Annotated in this window: 15 protein-coding genes and 2 riboswitches; of the genes, 12 read left to right on the forward strand and 3 right to left on the reverse strand. The window is 59.5% G+C overall.

The genetic code is table 11. From position 1 onward, the window contains the following. Positions 1 to 115: 115 nt before the first annotated feature. From KQI82_RS06590 to KQI82_RS06605, 4 genes are read left to right on the forward strand one after another with little or no spacing between them, the layout of a single operon-like run. Positions 116 to 1,084, forward strand: coding sequence for a hypothetical protein (locus tag KQI82_RS06590; RefSeq protein ID WP_216632067.1), 969 nt, complete (start codon positions 116 to 118; stop codon positions 1,082 to 1,084). A gap of 44 nt (positions 1,085 to 1,128) precedes the next feature. Continuing rightward, entirely contained in the window at positions 1,129 to 1,608 is a 480-nt protein-coding gene (locus KQI82_RS06595; protein ID WP_216632068.1) for an NUDIX hydrolase, read from the forward strand. After that, the gene (locus tag KQI82_RS06600; RefSeq protein ID WP_216632069.1) at positions 1,605 to 2,039 is read left to right on the forward strand and encodes a 2-thiouracil desulfurase family protein; all 435 of its coding nucleotides are present in this window, start codon (positions 1,605 to 1,607) and stop codon (positions 2,037 to 2,039) included. Before KQI82_RS06595 ends, KQI82_RS06600 begins: the two co-directional genes overlap by 4 nt. A 20-nt stretch (positions 2,040 to 2,059) precedes the next feature. Then, positions 2,060 to 3,388 (forward strand): sodium-dependent transporter, encoded by a 1,329-nt coding sequence (locus tag KQI82_RS06605; protein ID WP_216632070.1) that lies wholly within the window; start codon positions 2,060 to 2,062, stop codon positions 3,386 to 3,388. Between the two features lie 193 nt (positions 3,389 to 3,581). On the opposite strand, the gene KQI82_RS06610 is transcribed toward KQI82_RS06605, so the two are convergent. The 3 genes from KQI82_RS06610 to KQI82_RS06620 all read right to left on the reverse strand — a co-directional run bounded on the left by KQI82_RS06610 (position 3,582) and on the right by KQI82_RS06620 (position 8,581). Then, a complete protein-coding gene (locus KQI82_RS06610) occupies positions 3,582 to 5,363 on the reverse strand; it encodes a Na+/H+ antiporter NhaC family protein (RefSeq protein ID WP_241426636.1) in 1,782 nt (593 codons plus the stop codon). 87 nt (positions 5,364 to 5,450) lie between these two features. Next, a riboswitch (Lysine riboswitch) is annotated at positions 5,451 to 5,632 on the reverse strand. 133 nt (positions 5,633 to 5,765) lie between these two features. After that, positions 5,766 to 7,106 carry a uracil-xanthine permease family protein gene (locus tag KQI82_RS06615; protein ID WP_216632071.1) on the reverse strand — a complete coding sequence of 447 codons (1,341 nt, stop codon included), beginning with the start codon at positions 7,104 to 7,106 and terminating at the stop codon, positions 5,766 to 5,768. 281 nt (positions 7,107 to 7,387) lie between these two features. Next, positions 7,388 to 8,581: an AfsR/SARP family transcriptional regulator gene (locus KQI82_RS06620; protein ID WP_216632072.1), complete on the reverse strand. Its 1,194-nt coding sequence runs from the start codon at positions 8,579 to 8,581 to the stop codon at positions 7,388 to 7,390. A gap of 217 nt (positions 8,582 to 8,798) precedes the next feature. Between KQI82_RS06620 and KQI82_RS06625 the strand changes: the two genes are divergently transcribed. The 8 genes from KQI82_RS06625 (at position 8,799) to KQI82_RS06660 (ending at position 14,409) form a co-directional block, all read left to right on the forward strand. After that, positions 8,799 to 9,803, forward strand: coding sequence for a transglutaminase-like domain-containing protein (locus KQI82_RS06625; RefSeq protein WP_241426637.1), 1,005 nt, complete (start codon positions 8,799 to 8,801; stop codon positions 9,801 to 9,803). Between the two features lie 93 nt (positions 9,804 to 9,896). Further along, on the forward strand, positions 9,897 to 10,937 hold the full coding sequence (locus KQI82_RS06630; RefSeq protein ID WP_216632073.1) for a type II secretion system F family protein: 1,041 nt from the start codon (positions 9,897 to 9,899) through the stop codon (positions 10,935 to 10,937). A 4-nt stretch (positions 10,938 to 10,941) separates the two neighbouring features. Then, on the forward strand, positions 10,942 to 11,250 hold the full coding sequence (locus tag KQI82_RS06635; protein WP_216632074.1) for a hypothetical protein: 309 nt from the start codon (positions 10,942 to 10,944) through the stop codon (positions 11,248 to 11,250). Between the two features lie 11 nt (positions 11,251 to 11,261). Next, on the forward strand, positions 11,262 to 11,750 hold the full coding sequence (locus KQI82_RS06640; protein ID WP_216632075.1) for a DUF4860 domain-containing protein: 489 nt from the start codon (positions 11,262 to 11,264) through the stop codon (positions 11,748 to 11,750). Further along, complete coding sequence (locus KQI82_RS06645; RefSeq protein WP_216632076.1) at positions 11,747 to 12,196, forward strand: hypothetical protein; 450 nt, start codon at positions 11,747 to 11,749, stop codon at positions 12,194 to 12,196. The genes KQI82_RS06640 and KQI82_RS06645 overlap by 4 nt, the downstream gene beginning before the upstream one ends. Beyond that, a complete protein-coding gene (locus tag KQI82_RS06650) occupies positions 12,189 to 12,602 on the forward strand; it encodes a hypothetical protein (RefSeq protein WP_216632077.1) in 414 nt (137 codons plus the stop codon). The genes KQI82_RS06645 and KQI82_RS06650 overlap by 8 nt, the downstream gene beginning before the upstream one ends. A 16-nt stretch (positions 12,603 to 12,618) precedes the next feature. Next, the gene (locus KQI82_RS06655) at positions 12,619 to 13,686 is read left to right on the forward strand and encodes a type IV pilus twitching motility protein PilT (RefSeq protein WP_216632078.1); all 1,068 of its coding nucleotides are present in this window, start codon (positions 12,619 to 12,621) and stop codon (positions 13,684 to 13,686) included. A 267-nt stretch (positions 13,687 to 13,953) separates the two neighbouring features. Further along, positions 13,954 to 14,409, forward strand: a complete 456-nt coding sequence (locus tag KQI82_RS06660; protein WP_216632079.1) for a hypothetical protein — start codon at positions 13,954 to 13,956, stop codon at positions 14,407 to 14,409. Positions 14,410 to 14,463: 54 nt separating this feature from the next. Then, positions 14,464 to 14,555, forward strand: a riboswitch (cyclic di-GMP riboswitch). Positions 14,556 to 14,591: the final 36 nt, after the last annotated feature.

Consider the following 14,591-nt stretch of genomic DNA (forward strand, 5'->3'; position numbering starts at 1 on the left):
GCGACTGTAATATCCGAATGGATTCAACAAAAGTTAACAAAAGAAGGGGTGGAATTTTGCATGATTTGACAGTGAAATTTGGGAAAAGCGGTTGCCAAAGGCCGGGAACTGGGCTATGATAGAAAAACTGAACGAATGGGGAGCGGGTGAAGGAATGCAGGAAAATCGCGGCGTGAAAAAAATCATCGAAAAAGTGGAAGGAAAACCGCTTTTGGAGGGACTGGGACAGCTGTCACAATCTGAGTGGAGCAGCCTGCAGCTGGCGATAGACCGCCTCCGCGCGGGACGGCTCACGGCACCGGATGTGCTCAGACGCTATGAGCAGAGCCGGTTTGCCGGGCCCAGCCCCCTCAGCGCCCTGGACTTTCATCGCCTGGAGACGGCGCTTTTGTCCCTGGCGGAGAAGCAGGGGTTTGAAAGCGTCCTGCTTTCGCCGGTGTCGCCCTTTGGAAGCTGTTCCGTATTCGGGTGTGTGGATCAGAACAATGTGGTGGGCGCGGGAAGGGGCCTGGAGGTGCTGGCAGACCCCACCAATGCCCTGGCCCTGGAGCTTGGAACAAGGATCAGGGGCGGCGCCGGTTCCGGCGAGCTGCACCTCTGCACCACCGCCAGAGTGGTGAGAGGGCAGAAGTTTTCCGGCAAGGGGATGCTGCCCCATTTTGGAATTTTCTGCATGGTCTCGCGGGGCAGGGATTCCGCTGGCGGATACAGCTGTGAAAAGGCGCTGCTGCGCCGCCAGATCCGGTACTGTCAGGCGCTGTACGGCCCGCAGATGTCGCTGACGCTGCGCCGCCGGGCGGGCTATACTGATCCGGACGGTTTTTTGGAGGCTATGGAAACCTTCCTCCGGAATGAGATGCCGGAAGTGCCCCTGCGGATAGAGAAGCAGGAGGAGAACGCCTACTACAAGGGACTGAACTTCAAGATTTACTGGACTGCCCACGGCGAGACCTTCGAGGTGGGAGACGGGGGATTTGTGGACTGGATGGAGCAGCTTGTGGGAAACCGGAAGGAACGCTGCCTCATCAGCGGTATCGGCATGGACCGAATGCTTCTTTTTGATGAAATGGATACCTTATTATAATATATGGAAAGCGGCGGCCGGATGGCCCGGCGGGAGGGATGCCAATGTTGAATACCACACTGGGATATATTGAGCGGGATTTTGAAGGGCGCAGGCAGTATCTGATGCTGCACCGTGTCAAAAAGAAAAACGATCTCAACCACGACAAGTGGATTGGAATCGGCGGAAAATTCGAAGACAAGGAGAGCCCGGAGGAGTGCATGCTCCGGGAGGCCAGGGAGGAGACGGGCCTGACGCTCAGGCGCATGAGATACCGGGGACTGGTCACCTTTGTCTCCGATCTCTATGAGACGGAGTACATGCACCTGTTCACTGCCGACAACTTTACCGGGGAGCTGATCGAGTGCGACGAGGGAAACCTGGAGTGGATTGACCGGGATCAACTGATGGCCCTGCCCCAGTGGGAGGGAGACCGGATTTTTCACTCCCTTTTGGAGCAGGAAGCGCCTTTTTTCTCCTTAAAACTCCAGTATGAGGGGGATTCATTGGTGCTGGCGGTGCTCAACGGGGAGCGGATTCGATGAAGGGTCCCATTCTGGTCAGCGCCTGCCTCATAGGCAGGTGCTGCCGGTATGACGGGACCGGCAAAGAGCTGCCGGAGCTTCTCCGCCTGGGGGAGCGCTGCCGGCTGGTGCCGGTCTGTCCGGAGTGTTTGGGCGGCCTGCCCACGCCCCGGCCGCCTGCGGAGCGTCAGGGGAACCGGGTGGTGAACCGGGAGGGAGAGGATGTGACGGAGGCCTATCGCCGGGGAGCGGAACAGGCGCTGCGCATTGCCCTTGAGCACCGCTGCACGGCAGCGGTGCTCAAGGAGCGCAGCCCATCCTGCGGCGCCGGCCGGATCTACGACGGAACCTTCCGGCACATTCTGACGGCAGGAGACGGCGTGACGGCGGAGCTGCTGCGCAAAAACGGCATCACGGTGGTGGGGGAATCCCAGATTCACACGCTGCTGTGATCAAAGAGGGAGAGAGGACGATGAAGAAAAGAGATCAGTTTACGGGGAAGTGGGGCTTTATTGTGGCCTGTATCGGCTCCGCGGTGGGAATGGGCAATATCTGGCTGTTTCCCGCCCGGGTGTCCCAATACGGCGGCGCAGCCTTCCTGATCCCCTATTTTATCTGCGTGGTGGTCATCGGTTACACCGGGGTCATCGGGGAGATGGCCTTTGGTCGGGCCATGGAGGCGGGCCCCCTTGTGGCCTTTGGAAAGGTCACGGAGCGCTCAGGCAGGGGAAGGCGCCTTGGGGAGATGCTGGCGCTGATCCCTGTGCTTGGCAGCCTGGCCCTTGCCATCGGCTACTCCGTTGTGGTGGGGTGGATTTTGAAGTACGCGGCCGGATCCATCACCGGCTCTGCCCTGACGCCCGTGTCCGTGGGGGAGTTTGAAGCCGCTTTCGGCGCGACGGCCTCCTCCTTTGGCAGCGTGGGATGGCAGCTGGCGGGCCTGGCGGTGGTGTTTGCCATCATGGTGTTCGGCGTCTCCTCCGGGATCGAGCGGGCCAACCGGGTCATGATGCCCCTCTTTTTCCTCATGTTCATCGCTGTGGCGGTCTACGTGTCCACCTTGGATGGCGCCGGCGCCGGATACCGCTATTTGTTTTTGCCGGAGTCCTGGAGCGCCCTGCTCAACCCCAAGACCTGGCTCTATGCGCTGGGGCAGGCGTTCTTCTCTCTGTCGCTGGCCGGCTCCGGCACACTGGTCTACGGCTCCTACTTGAAAAAGGACGCGGACATTCCCTTCTGTGCCAGGAATGTGGCGCTGTTCGACACACTGGCCGCGCTGATCGCCGCGCTGGCCATCATTCCGGCCATGGCAGTCGCCGGCGTGGATACCACCCAAAGTGGACCGGGACTGATGTTCATCTACCTGCCGGGCGTTTTTAAACAGATGCCCGGCGGCAGGATCGTGATGATCGTCTTCTTTGTGGCCGTGCTGTTTGCAGGGCTGAGCTCGCTCATCAACCTCTTTGAGTCCCCTATCGAAGCGCTGCAAACCCGGTTTGGCTTCTCCAGGCGCAGGGCGGTGGGCACGGTGGGCGCGGTGGGCGCCGTGGTGGGCGTGTGCATCGAGGGGATTGTATCCGGCTGGATGGACGTGTGTTCCATCTACCTCTGCCCCGTTGGAGCGCTGCTTGCGGGCATCCTGTTTTTCTGGGTGTGCGGAAAGGACTTTGTCCGCGCACAGATCGACCAGGGAGCGGCCCGGCCTTTGGGAAAAGCGTTTGAACCCATGAGCAAGTACGGTTTTTGCGGCCTGACGCTTTTGGTTCTGGTGTTGGGCAGCGTCTTTGGCGGAATTGGATGAGAAGAAAGAGCGGCGCATACTGCGCCGCTCTTTGCGTTCTCCACGTTTTGGCGGGCCACAGGCAGGCGGAAAAGGCCCCAAGATTTTGGCGGCCAGTTGAATCCATGGGCCGCATGGAGGGGAAATGCTGTTTTGCATAAGCCGCGGATCAAAAAAAGCCTGTGCTTTCAAAGCACAGGCTTTTCCTGAATGGTCAGTTGTTGGCGGCCGCAGGTTCGGAAGCCTTTTTGGCGGATCCTCTCCCGTGAGCAGAGCGGATGACCATCAGCGTCAGAACCATCAGCACCACGGAGATGGGCAGCACCACAAGTGCGTTGGGGATAAAGCCGGCGATGAGGTAGCTGACAAAGCTGACCGCCGCCACGGTGACGGCATAGGGCAGCTGAGTGGACACGTGGCTCACGTGGTCGCACTGGGCGCCGGCGGAGGCCATGATGGTGGTGTCGGAGATGGGGGAGCAGTGGTCGCCGCAGACGGCGCCGGCCATGCAGGCGGATACGCACACAATGGACAGGGGATTGCCGCCGTCCAAGGGGAACACGAAGAGCACGATGGGGATCAGGATGCCGAAGGTACCCCAGGAGGTGCCGGTGGCAAAGGCCAGCAGGCAGCCGATGACGAACACGATGGCGGGCAGGAACATCATGAAGTTCTCCGCAGAGGCCTTGACCACAGCGGCCACGAATTCACGGGCGCCCAAGGAATCGGTCATGGCCTTCAGGCTCCAGGCGAAGGTCAGGATCATGATGGCGGGCACCATGGCCTTGAATCCCTCGGGAATGCTTGCCATGATTTCCTTGAAGCTCATGGAGCGGCGGATCAGGTAGAACACCATGGTGAAGACCAGACCAAAGAAGGAGCCAAGCATGAGGCCCACCGACGCATCGGAGCCGGAGAAGGCGTCCACAAAGCTTGCGCCGGAGAAAAAGCCGCCGGAGTAGATCATGCCCACGATGCAGCAGACCACCAGCACCAGAATGGGCAGCACCAGGTCGATGACCCGGCCCTTGCTTGCAGGCGCATCGTCGTCCATGCCGGCATAGGGGTTGGCGCCGGAGAAGAGGTCGCCCTCCAGCGCGTTGGACTCATTGGCGGCCATGGGGCCGTAATCCATCTTGAAGCCCACCAGGCAGACCATGGTCACGATGGTCAAAATGGCATAGAAGTTAAAGGGAATGGCCCGGATAAAGAGGGCTAGGCCGGAGCCGTCGTCCACAAAGCCGGAAACGGCGGCGGCCCAGGAGGAAATGGGCGCGATGATGCAGATGGGCGCGGCAGTGGAGTCGATGAGATAGGCCAGCTTTGCCCGGGAGACGTTGTGCTTGTCGGTGACCGGGCGCATCACGGAGCCCACGGTCAGACAGTTAAAATAGTCATCGATGAAAATGAGGCAGCCCAGAACGACGGTGGCCAGCTGGGCGCCCACGCGGCTTTTGATGTTCTTGGCCGCCCAGCGCCCGAAGGCGGCGCTGCCTCCGGCCTTGTTCATCAGGCAGACCATGGCGCCCAGAACCACAAGGAAGATCAGGATGCCCACGTTGTAGCCGTCGGAGAGCACGGAGACGATGCCGTCCTCAAACACATGAAGCACGGTGCCCTCAAAGTTGAAGTTGGAGTAGAGCATGCCGCCCACAAGGATGCCGATGAACAATGAGGAGTAGACCTCCTTGGTGATCAGCGCCAGTCCGATTGCGATGACCGGGGGAACCAGGGCCCAGGCGGACTCATAGTAGCGGCTGGACGCGGCCACCTCGCCCGCGCCGCCGCAGGTGGCGCAGACGTTGGCCCCGCCGCAGCTTTCGCAGGCGGAATCGGTGCCGTAACAGCTCATGCAGATGCCGTAGCCCTGGCAGTCGGGGCAGTCCACCATCTTTTGAGAGGCGTCCGCCGCCATGGCGGAGACAGTGACCAGCAGCACCAGGGCTGCGGCCAGAATGATGCGGGATACGATTCTTCTTCGGTTTGTGCTGTGCATGAAAAAACCCTCCTGTAAAAAATTTGAAGCCATGATTTCTATCATGACTTCATACAGGTGGGCGCAATGGTGCCTATAGTCGTATGTGATCATGATAGCACTCCACCGCCCGTTGCCGGTACGATGACAGTCCGCAGAATATTCTCCCACGGCCCGGAATCCCCCCGCCAGGCAGCTTTGGGGGAAACCTCGGCGGCAGCCCCTTTCCGTTCCCGATGCCTGTCGTTTGCATGGAACGTACTCATGGATGCCGCGCCTCTATCAAAGGTCTTCAATTGTGTCTTATTATACGGGAAGAAAAGGGCTTGTCAACCGCCTTGCAGGGGGAAATGCGGTTTTTCTTGCACAGGCGACAAAGGAGCGCCAAATTTTGGCGCTCCTTTGTGTGATATTCACAAGGAATCAATACCTGCCCAGGTCAGCGGAGGCGTCGGAGTTGGCGGTTTTACCGAACTGATAGTCGTTGCCGGGCAGCGCCGCGTTGAGCACAATCCCCACCAGGGCGGCGGTGGCGATGCCAGAGAGCTTGATGGTGACGGAGCCCAGGGCGAATACGATGGCCTCGTCGCCGCCGGTGCCGTATTTGATGCCCACGGCCAGCACCAGGATCAAAGCGGCGATAATGACGTTGCGGCTCTTGGTGAAGTCCACCTGGTTTTCCACCACGTTCCGCACGCCCACGGCGGAGATCATACCGTAGAGGATCAGGGATACGCCGCCTAAGGTGGCCTGAGGCATCACCTCGATGACGGCGGCGAACTTGGGACTGAAGGAGAGGATGATGGCAAACACGGCGGCCAGGCGGATGACACGGGGATCGTAGACCCGGGTCAGATTCAAAACGCCGGTGTTCTCCCCGTAGGTGGTGTTGGCCGGGGCACCGAACAGCGACGCGGCGATGGTGGCCAGGCCGTCGCCCAACAGGGAGCGGTGCAGGCCGGGGTCCTCAATAAAGTTGTCGCCCACGGTGGAGGAGATGGCGGACATGTCGCCGATATGCTCCATGATGGTGGCGATGGAGATGGGGACAATGGTGATGGCGGCGGTAATCAGCAGCGAGACGTCAGGGCTTTGGAAAATGGCGAACACCGTGTTGCTCCACTGGAAGGGCAGGCCGAACCAGGCGGCCTCCCGGACTGCGGTGAAGTCCACATTGTTGGTGACGGCCGCCACCCCATAGGAGGCGATGATGCCCAGCAGGATGGGGATGATCTTCACCATGCCCTTGCCCCAGATGTTGCAGACGATGACCACCACAATGGCCACCAGCGCGATGCCCCAGTTCTGGGCGCAGCAGGAGAGGGCCCAGCCGGACAGACACAGCCCGATGGCGATGATGATGGGACCGGTGACGATGGGCGGGAAAAAGCGCATGACCTTGTTGGCGCCGAAGGCCTTGAACAGGGCGGAGATCACCAGATACAAAAGGCCCGCACAGGCCACGCCGAAACAGGCGTAGGGTAAAAGCTCCGCCTCGCCGCCCGGGGCGATAGTGGTGTAGGCCGCCAGGAATGCAAAGGAGGAGCCTAAGAAGGCGGGCACCTTACGCTTGGTCAGAAGGTGGAACAGCAGTGTGCCCAGTCCCGCGAACAGCAGCGTGGCGGAGACGCTGAGGCCGGTGATGGCCGGCACCAGCACGGTGGCGCCGAACATGGCGAACATGTGCTGGAGGCCTAACACCAGCATTTTGGGAGTGCCCAGGGTACGGGCGTCAAGGACGGGTTTCATCTCGGTTTCTTTCATGACGTTTCTCCTCTCACAATTTGGAGCCCGGGTAAATTTTCCCACATCCGGGCAAAAAAAATACCGGCAAATAGCCGGTCAAAAAGGGAACAAGAAAGAAGGAACAGGCTGTTTCACACACTTCAACATCTCAGTTCCTCCCTTCATTTGATTGAAAATCATTATACGAAAGGGACGGGAAAAATGCAAGCACTTTCTTCGATAAGATGTGACGGAAATTTATCAAAAAGCTTGTCGAATCTGACAAAATAAAAGAGAAGGCAAACGCCTTCTCTCTTTGTTCAGCATGTGGGGTCCAGAGGCTGTACGCTGTAGCGCAGCAGGGCCGGGGAGTGTGGATACTGGCGCCCGAACTGCCTGACGATGCGATCCATGACCATGCAGCTGTTTTCATAATTGGCCCGGGGCAGCAGGATGATAAACTGGGAGACGCTGCACCGGGACGCGATGTCGCCCCGCCGCAGGCTCAGCCGGACCAATTCACTCAAATTTTCCATGCAGCGGTCCAGACTCCGCTTTGCAAGCTTTGCGCCCTTCATATTTGTGACGCTCAAAAGGGCGATGTGGGCGGCGTCACCGCTGCGGGCTACGCTGCGGGCCTCCGCCCGGTAGATGGCCTTGAAAAAGTCATAGTCGCACACCAGGGCGCCGGGGGCGGACGAGGGCTCCTTCAACTGATCCCGCACGGCGCTGATGTCCACCTCGTGCTCGTTGGTGGAGCGGATGGCCTCACGGTACAGCGCTTTGATCTCGTCGGAGGGCATGACGCCGAACCGGTCGAAGAGCATGTCGCTCATGGTTTCAAATACGGTGGCCGCCGCCTGCTGATTGCCCATGTCCAGCAGCTGGCGCATAAGATGGTAATAGAGAAACTCGTCGCAGTTCTCGATCTCAATGGCCTTGCGGCAGACTGCGGCGGCTTCGTCCAACCGGCCCTGCTCCTCCAGCAGGGGGATCACCTCGTGTACGGTCTGGGTATACAGGTTATGGAAGTATGTATTGACCGGCACCACCCATGGTTCGGTGGCGAGCTTGGGAAGGAAATCACCGCCGTAGAGCTCCAGCGCCTGCAAATAGGAGGCAAGACGCTGCTCCGGGTCCTCCTGGGTCCTGCCCGCCTTGCAGAGGGACTCAAACCGGTCCACATCATAGGCAAATGTCAGGTCGGGGTTCCATGCATAGTCGCCCTGACGGCGGACGATCAGCTCGTGTCCGACGCTGCCGCCCAACTGGTTGAGCATGGTACGCACCCGATGGAACATGGTCTTCAGGGCGTTGGCCGGATTGGAGCTGCTCTCCTCCTCACCCCAGAGAAGGTCAATCAGTTCATCCTGAGAAATGCTGCGATTTCGGAAATAGATCATATAGGCCAGCAGCAGCCACACCTTCCGGGAGCGGTTGTCGCTGTCATTGATCGCATCTGCACCATTGCTGATGGAAAACTCCCCAAGCATGCAAACGCGCAAATCCTCCATTTAAAACACACCTGCCTTTCAAGTCGGGGCAGACAGCCCCAGCTTTTCAAGTATCCACACTATATCATAAAAAGTTCAGCCATGCAATCAAAACTCGATTAAGGTTACAGGTAAATGAGCAAGATGAAAAAAATTTTAAAAATATACTTCCATTTTCAAAATGATATGCTATACTGTTCCTTAGAATATGGATTGCTATGGAAAGGAAGCAGGCAGAATGAACAAAAAGCACTTGGCCGCTCTGTTGGCGGCGGTGATGTTATTTTGTACCGGCTGCGCAGGCAGCAAGGTTCCCGACGGCAGCGACGTACCCATGGGTGCGGCCGACGCGAAGGTGTTTTCACAGTCGGTGGAGGTAAAAGACGCCGATCCCACCACGGAACTGGCCGTGCTGGCTACAGAGCCTGCCGTGATCAACGGCCTGATGCCTGTTGCCTCCGGCACGCTGGTCAAGCAGAACGCCAGCGCGGTGATCGACTATTCCAACACCGCCGACGGCTATGTGATGGTGAAGTACACCGCCTCCACCTCCAAGAAGCTGAAGGCCCAGGTCAAGGGCCCCAGCGGGGTCACATACACCTACAACCTGACCGCCGGGGCGGACTACGCCACCTTCCCGCTTTCCGACGGCAATGGAAGCTATAAGGTCAGCGTCTTTGAAAACATCTCCGGCACATCTTACTCCACCGTGATTTCCGCCTCCTTTACCGCATCGCTGAAGGATGAATTCGCGCCGTTCCTGCTGCCCAACCAGTATGTGGATTACAAACCCGAGAGCAAGACCGTTGCAAAGGCGGCGGAGCTGACCTCCGGTGTGACGGATGCGCTGAAAAAGGTGCAGAAGGTCTACGAGTTTGTGGTGAAAAACATCTCCTATGACTATGATAAAGCTGCGTCCGTGAAGAGCGGATACCTGCCGGTGCTTGATACGGTGCTGGCGCAGAAAAAGGGAATCTGCTTTGACTATGCGGCGCTGATGGCGGCCATGCTCCGCAGCCAGGACGTCCCCACCAAGCTGGTGGTGGGCTACAGCGGGGATATCTACCATGCATGGATCAACGTCTACTCTCCGGAGTCCGGCTGGGTGGAGAATGTGGTCTATTTTGACGGAACCACCTGGAAGCTGATGGACCCCACCTTTGCCTCCACCGGAAACCAGAGCAAGGAAATCATGAAGTACATTGGCGACGGCAAGAACTACAGCGCCAAATATATTTACTGAGGACTGAACAGAAGGTCTTTACTTGCAAGTGAATATTTTGTAAAATGGACTTGCGCAAGCAAGTCCATTTTTTGTTGAATCGTGGAGAGGAATATGAAAAAGAGATATTTGTCATCAGGATATCTGTCCGCTTTTTGTCTGGAGCTCTCCGTCATGCTCCACGCCGGCATTGGTGTGGGAGACGGCCTGCACCTGCTGGCGGAGGACGGGGATCAGGAGTCGGAGCTGCTGAAGGAGCTGGCCGGAGCGGTGGACGGCGGGGAACCCCTGTCCGAAGCCATGGCCGCCACGGGAGCATTTCCCGATTATGCGGTGTATCTGGCCGGCGCCGGGGAGAGAACCGGTCGTCAGGAGGAGTCCTTCCGGGCTCTCGCCGCCTATTACGACACCATGGAGCGGATGGGAAACCGCATCCGCGGCGCCCTGACCTATCCTGTGATTTTGCTGCTGCTGATGCTGGCGGTGATCGTGGTACTGCTGGCAAAGGTGCTGCCGGTCTTTGAGTCGGTATTTGCCCGGCTGGGCGGCCAGATGACCGGCTTTGCCGGCGGACTGCTGGCTCTGGGCGGCGTGCTGGACCGTATGCTGCCGGTGCTTTGTGTGCTGCTGGCCCTGGTGCTGGCTCTGGTCGCGGCGTTTTCTGTGAGCCTGCCCTTCCGGAACTGGGCGGGGCGGTTTTGGCAGCGCCGCCGGGGAGACCGGGGCATTGCCGCCAAAGTGGGAGCGGCCCAGTTTGCCGCGGCTCTGTCCATGGGAATGGCCAGCGGCCTGCCGGTGGAGGAGGCTCTGTCCATGGCCACCTCGCTCCACAGTGAGAACGCCGCTGTGGAGCGGCGCTACAGCGACTGCCGCTCCCGGCTGGATGAGGGGGCGGGGCTTGCGGAGGCGCTGCGCCAAAGCGCCCTGCTGCCGCCTGCCTTTTGCCGGATGCTGGCCCTTGGCATCCGCAGCGGCAGCGGCGACACGGTGATGGCGGAGATTTCGAGGCGGCTCCAGACGGAGGCGGAGCGCAGCGTGGAGGAGACGGTGAGCCGGGTGGAGCCGGGCATTGTGATCGTCTCTTCCCTTCTGGTAGGCGGCATTTTGCTGTCCGTGATGCTGCCGCTGGTGCGGATCATGTCTGCCATCGGGTGAGCGTATGAAAAAGAGGAAAACGCGATTGACCGCCTGGCTTTTTCTGCCGGTGATCGCCGCCGCGGCTCTGGCCCTTTTGATGGGGGCCCTGGCTCATGTGGATGCGTCCCAGGGCGAGGAGGGGCGCAGACAGCTGGAGGAGAGTATACGCCGGGCAGCCGTCAGCTGCTACGCGTCGGAGGGGGTTTATCCCGCCACGATAGAGGAGCTGGAGCAGGACTACGGCATCCAGGTGGACGAGGCCCGCTACGTGGTGTTTTATGAGATTTTTGCCGACAACATCATGCCGGAGATCACAGTTCTTGCGCGCTGAGGAGGGGGAAGATGAAGCGACATTCCATTGGAACCATATTCGTCCTGCTGACCTTCGGCGTGTTGGCTTCCGCGATTCTGCTGGTGCTCCTGCTTGGTGCGGACAGCTACCGCCAGCTGAGCGAGCGGGGCGCTAAGAGCTATGAAAAACGGATATGTGTGCAATATATTGCGTCAAAGGTGCGGCATAATGACGTTTCGGGCGGCGTTTTTGTGGACGGCTTCTCTTTGGATGAGGAGGATATCCCCACGCTGTACCTTGTCCGGGAAGTGGAGGGGGAGCCCTATTATACCCGGATTTACTACTATGATGGATCGGTGCGGGAGCTGTTTGCCTCGGCGCTGGAGGAGTTTGAGCCGGAGGACGGCAATGAGGTCATGGAAGCGGGCGGTCTTGACTTTTGGGAGAGGGACGGGGAGCTGACGGTGGAAGCCACGGACACGAATGGGCAGGTCACCGCCTTGACGCTGGCCCTCAGAAGCGGGGAGGCGGAGGCATGAACCAGAACCGTTCGACCCTTGTGCTGATGGAGCAGGTGGTGATGATCCTTGTGTTCGCCATCGCCGCCGCCCTGTGCGTGCAGGCATTCGCGCTCTCCAATCAGAAGTCCCGGGAGAGCGCGGCCCTGGACCGGGCGGTCCTCCAGGCCCAGAGCGCCGCGGAGCTGATGAAGCGGGCCGGAGAGGACCCGGCCCACGCCATGGAGGCGGCTCGGGAGGCCATGGGAGGCCAGATTTCCCAGGGAATGTGGTATGTGCTCTATGATTATGACTGGAACGCGGTCTCGGAGGGGGCCTCCTACCGGTTGGAGGTGTTTCCCGAGGCGCTTGGCGGCCTGAGTCCGCAGCAGGGGCTGGCACAGGCCGTGGTCCGGGTATCTTATGAGAATGGTGGGGAGATTTTCTCACTGCCCATCGCCTGGCAGGAGGTGAGCGGCCGTGGATGAGAACCGTTCCAGTCCGCCCACTGTGGGCGGAAGCTCGCTGCTGGTGATGTTCGCGGTGCTCTGTCTGGTGATTTTCGCACTGCTGAGCCTCTCCACCATGACGGCGGACGTGTCATTGTCGGAGCGCAGCGCCCAGGCGGTGACGGAGTACTATGCGGCGGACCGGGAGGCAGAGCGCGTTCTGGCGCTGCTGCGCCAGGGACAGACGGTGGAGTCGGTGGAGGAAACCCCGGCGGAGGACGGCGCCGTCTCCTGCCGCTATGCGGTGGCGATATCCGATACGGAGGAGCTGCGGGTCCAGGTGGACTTTGACAAAGACCGGATACATTATAATATAGTACAGTGGCAGGCGGTCTCCACCGGCGATTGGCGGTCGGAGGAGGAGCTTCCGGTTTATACAGGCTGAAAAGAGGAGCGGAGAAATGGCTGATTTGATCGAATATCTGCGCCGGGCGGTGGAGGACGGAGCGTCCGATATCTTCATTGTGGCCGGCGGCATGGTGAGCTATAAGCGGGACGGGCGGATTCTGCCTGTCAGCGACACAAAAGTGTTTCCGCCGGAGACGGAGCGGCTGATCGGGGAGATCTACCGCATGGCGGGGCGGGAGCAGGACCGCTACCTGAAGACAGGGGACGACGACTTTTCCTTTGCCCAGCCCGGTCTGGCCCGCTTCCGGGTCAACACCTACCGCCAGCGCGGCTCCATGGCGGCGGTGATCCGCGTGGTGTCCTTTGAGATTCCGGACCACAAGGTCCTGGGCATCCCCGACTCTGTGATGGAGGTGGCGGATGTGAGCCACGGCATGGTGGTGATCTCCGGCACGGCGGGCAGCGGAAAATCCACCACGCAGGCCTGCCTTATCGACCGGATCAACCGGACCCGCAGCGCCCATGTCATCACCCTTGAGGACCCCATCGAGTTCCTGTATCGGGATGAAAAGAGCATCATCAGCCAGAGGGAGATCGCCATTGACACGGAGGACTATCTCTCCGCGCTGCGCTCCTGTCTGCGCCAGGCGCCGGATGTAATTCTGTTAGGCGAGATGCGGGATTATGAGACCATCCGCACGGCCATGACCGCCGCGGAGACCGGCCATCTGGTCATCACCACGCTGCACACCCAGGGGGCGGTGAGCACCATCGACCGGATCATCGATATCTTCCCCCCGGCCCAGCAGGCCCAGGTCCGGACGCAGCTTTCCATGGTGCTGCACTCGGTGATCTCCCAGCAGCTTCTGCCGGGGAAAGAGGGCGGCCGGGTACCGGCGGTGGAGGTCATGCGGGTCAACGGCGCCATCCGCAATATGATCCGGGACAGCAAGAACTATCAGATCGACAACGTGATACAGACCTCCTCCGCGGAGGGGATGATTTCCATGGACCAGGCGATCTGGAAGCTGTATCAGGAGGGTGCCATCGGCGAGGAAACCGCGGCGGACTACGCCGCGAACCCGGAGCAGATGCGCCGCCGGCTGTCACAGGGAAAATAATCCGTCAACAAAAAGCAGAAAGCCTGGCTTTCTGCTTTTTGTTGCGTTTTGCGGGGAAAAGCGGAAAATGTATCCACTCCTGTAACGGCGGGAGAATAAAATGAACCGTGAAAACCGGCAAGTGGGGCAAAAGGACATGCGTCCCGGCCCGGTGACGGGAAAACTTGCTTCTGGAAAGAAAAAATGTAAAAAGAATTTCAAAATGTATCCGGATACGTAACCGGTGTCGTGTAAACTGAGTTCACAAGAGCAGAAAGGAGGCGGCATATGCACAGGGTACTGGGAAACGAATACCATACCACTGTCGTATGCATCGACTCTTATCAGGACAGGGTCCTGCGGGGAAGGCTGTACAACCTGATGCTGAATGGAGCGGTTCCCTTCACCGGGTTCATCGAATTCCTGCTGGCCATGGAGACGATCCTGGACCAGATGAACTTCCCGCAGCCATTTACCGCAGAGCGCTCCTTCCGCCCGGTGGACAAAACGCTTCCCCCGGTACGGACGGAAAACATGGAGCAGCAGGGCCAGGCGGCCACGTTCTCCATCAAAGTGATTTTCCGTCAGAACGCCAGCTGGCAGGGGACCGTTGCCTGGCTGGAGGAAGGGCGGGAAGAGAGCTTCCGCAGCGTACTGGAGCTTGGAATGCTGTTCAACAGCGCCCTGACTGATACGGGACAAAGCGATGAATACGAATTGAGAAAGACATCCCCGCCTATTTGACCCCGCACAGAGCACGAACAGACCACAAACATCAAACGAGTCAGCAAACAGAAATATCTGAAACGGCAAACCGCCTGAAAGGACGGGACGCAAAGTTCGGAGGCTAAAGCCCGCCAACCGGGGGCCATGCCTGTCCGGCCGCCACATATTTCGATCTCAAGAAGAAACGAAGGGAGAACGAA

It is taken from the genome of Dysosmobacter acutus (genome assembly GCF_018919205.1).
GTDB classification, from domain to species: Bacteria; Bacillota; Clostridia; order Oscillospirales; family Oscillospiraceae; genus Oscillibacter; species Oscillibacter acutus.

Excerpts from the sequence above, each read along its gene's own strand:
- KQI82_RS06655 (WP_216632078.1), top strand. The coding sequence starts at position 12,619 with ATGGCTGATTTGATCGAATATCTGCGCCGGGCGGTGGAGGACGGAGCG.
- KQI82_RS06605 (WP_216632070.1), top strand. The coding sequence starts at position 2,060 with ATGAAGAAAAGAGATCAGTTTACGGGGAAGTGGGGCTTTATTGTGGCC.
- KQI82_RS06615 (WP_216632071.1), bottom strand. The coding sequence starts at position 7,106 with ATGAAAGAAACCGAGATGAAACCCGTCCTTGACGCCCGTACCCTGGGC.
- KQI82_RS06595 (WP_216632068.1), top strand. The coding sequence starts at position 1,129 with ATGTTGAATACCACACTGGGATATATTGAGCGGGATTTTGAAGGGCGC.
- KQI82_RS06645 (WP_216632076.1), top strand. The coding sequence starts at position 11,747 with ATGAACCAGAACCGTTCGACCCTTGTGCTGATGGAGCAGGTGGTGATG.
- KQI82_RS06640 (WP_216632075.1), top strand. The coding sequence starts at position 11,262 with ATGAAGCGACATTCCATTGGAACCATATTCGTCCTGCTGACCTTCGGC.
- KQI82_RS06600 (WP_216632069.1), top strand. The coding sequence starts at position 1,605 with ATGAAGGGTCCCATTCTGGTCAGCGCCTGCCTCATAGGCAGGTGCTGC.
- KQI82_RS06635 (WP_216632074.1), top strand. The coding sequence starts at position 10,942 with ATGAAAAAGAGGAAAACGCGATTGACCGCCTGGCTTTTTCTGCCGGTG.
- KQI82_RS06660 (WP_216632079.1), top strand. The coding sequence starts at position 13,954 with ATGCACAGGGTACTGGGAAACGAATACCATACCACTGTCGTATGCATC.
- KQI82_RS06630 (WP_216632073.1), top strand. The coding sequence starts at position 9,897 with ATGAAAAAGAGATATTTGTCATCAGGATATCTGTCCGCTTTTTGTCTG.
- KQI82_RS06620 (WP_216632072.1), bottom strand. The coding sequence starts at position 8,581 with ATGGAGGATTTGCGCGTTTGCATGCTTGGGGAGTTTTCCATCAGCAAT.
- KQI82_RS06590 (WP_216632067.1), top strand. The coding sequence starts at position 116 with ATGATAGAAAAACTGAACGAATGGGGAGCGGGTGAAGGAATGCAGGAA.
- KQI82_RS06625 (WP_241426637.1), top strand. The coding sequence starts at position 8,799 with ATGAACAAAAAGCACTTGGCCGCTCTGTTGGCGGCGGTGATGTTATTT.
- KQI82_RS06610 (WP_241426636.1), bottom strand. The coding sequence starts at position 5,363 with ATGCACAGCACAAACCGAAGAAGAATCGTATCCCGCATCATTCTGGCC.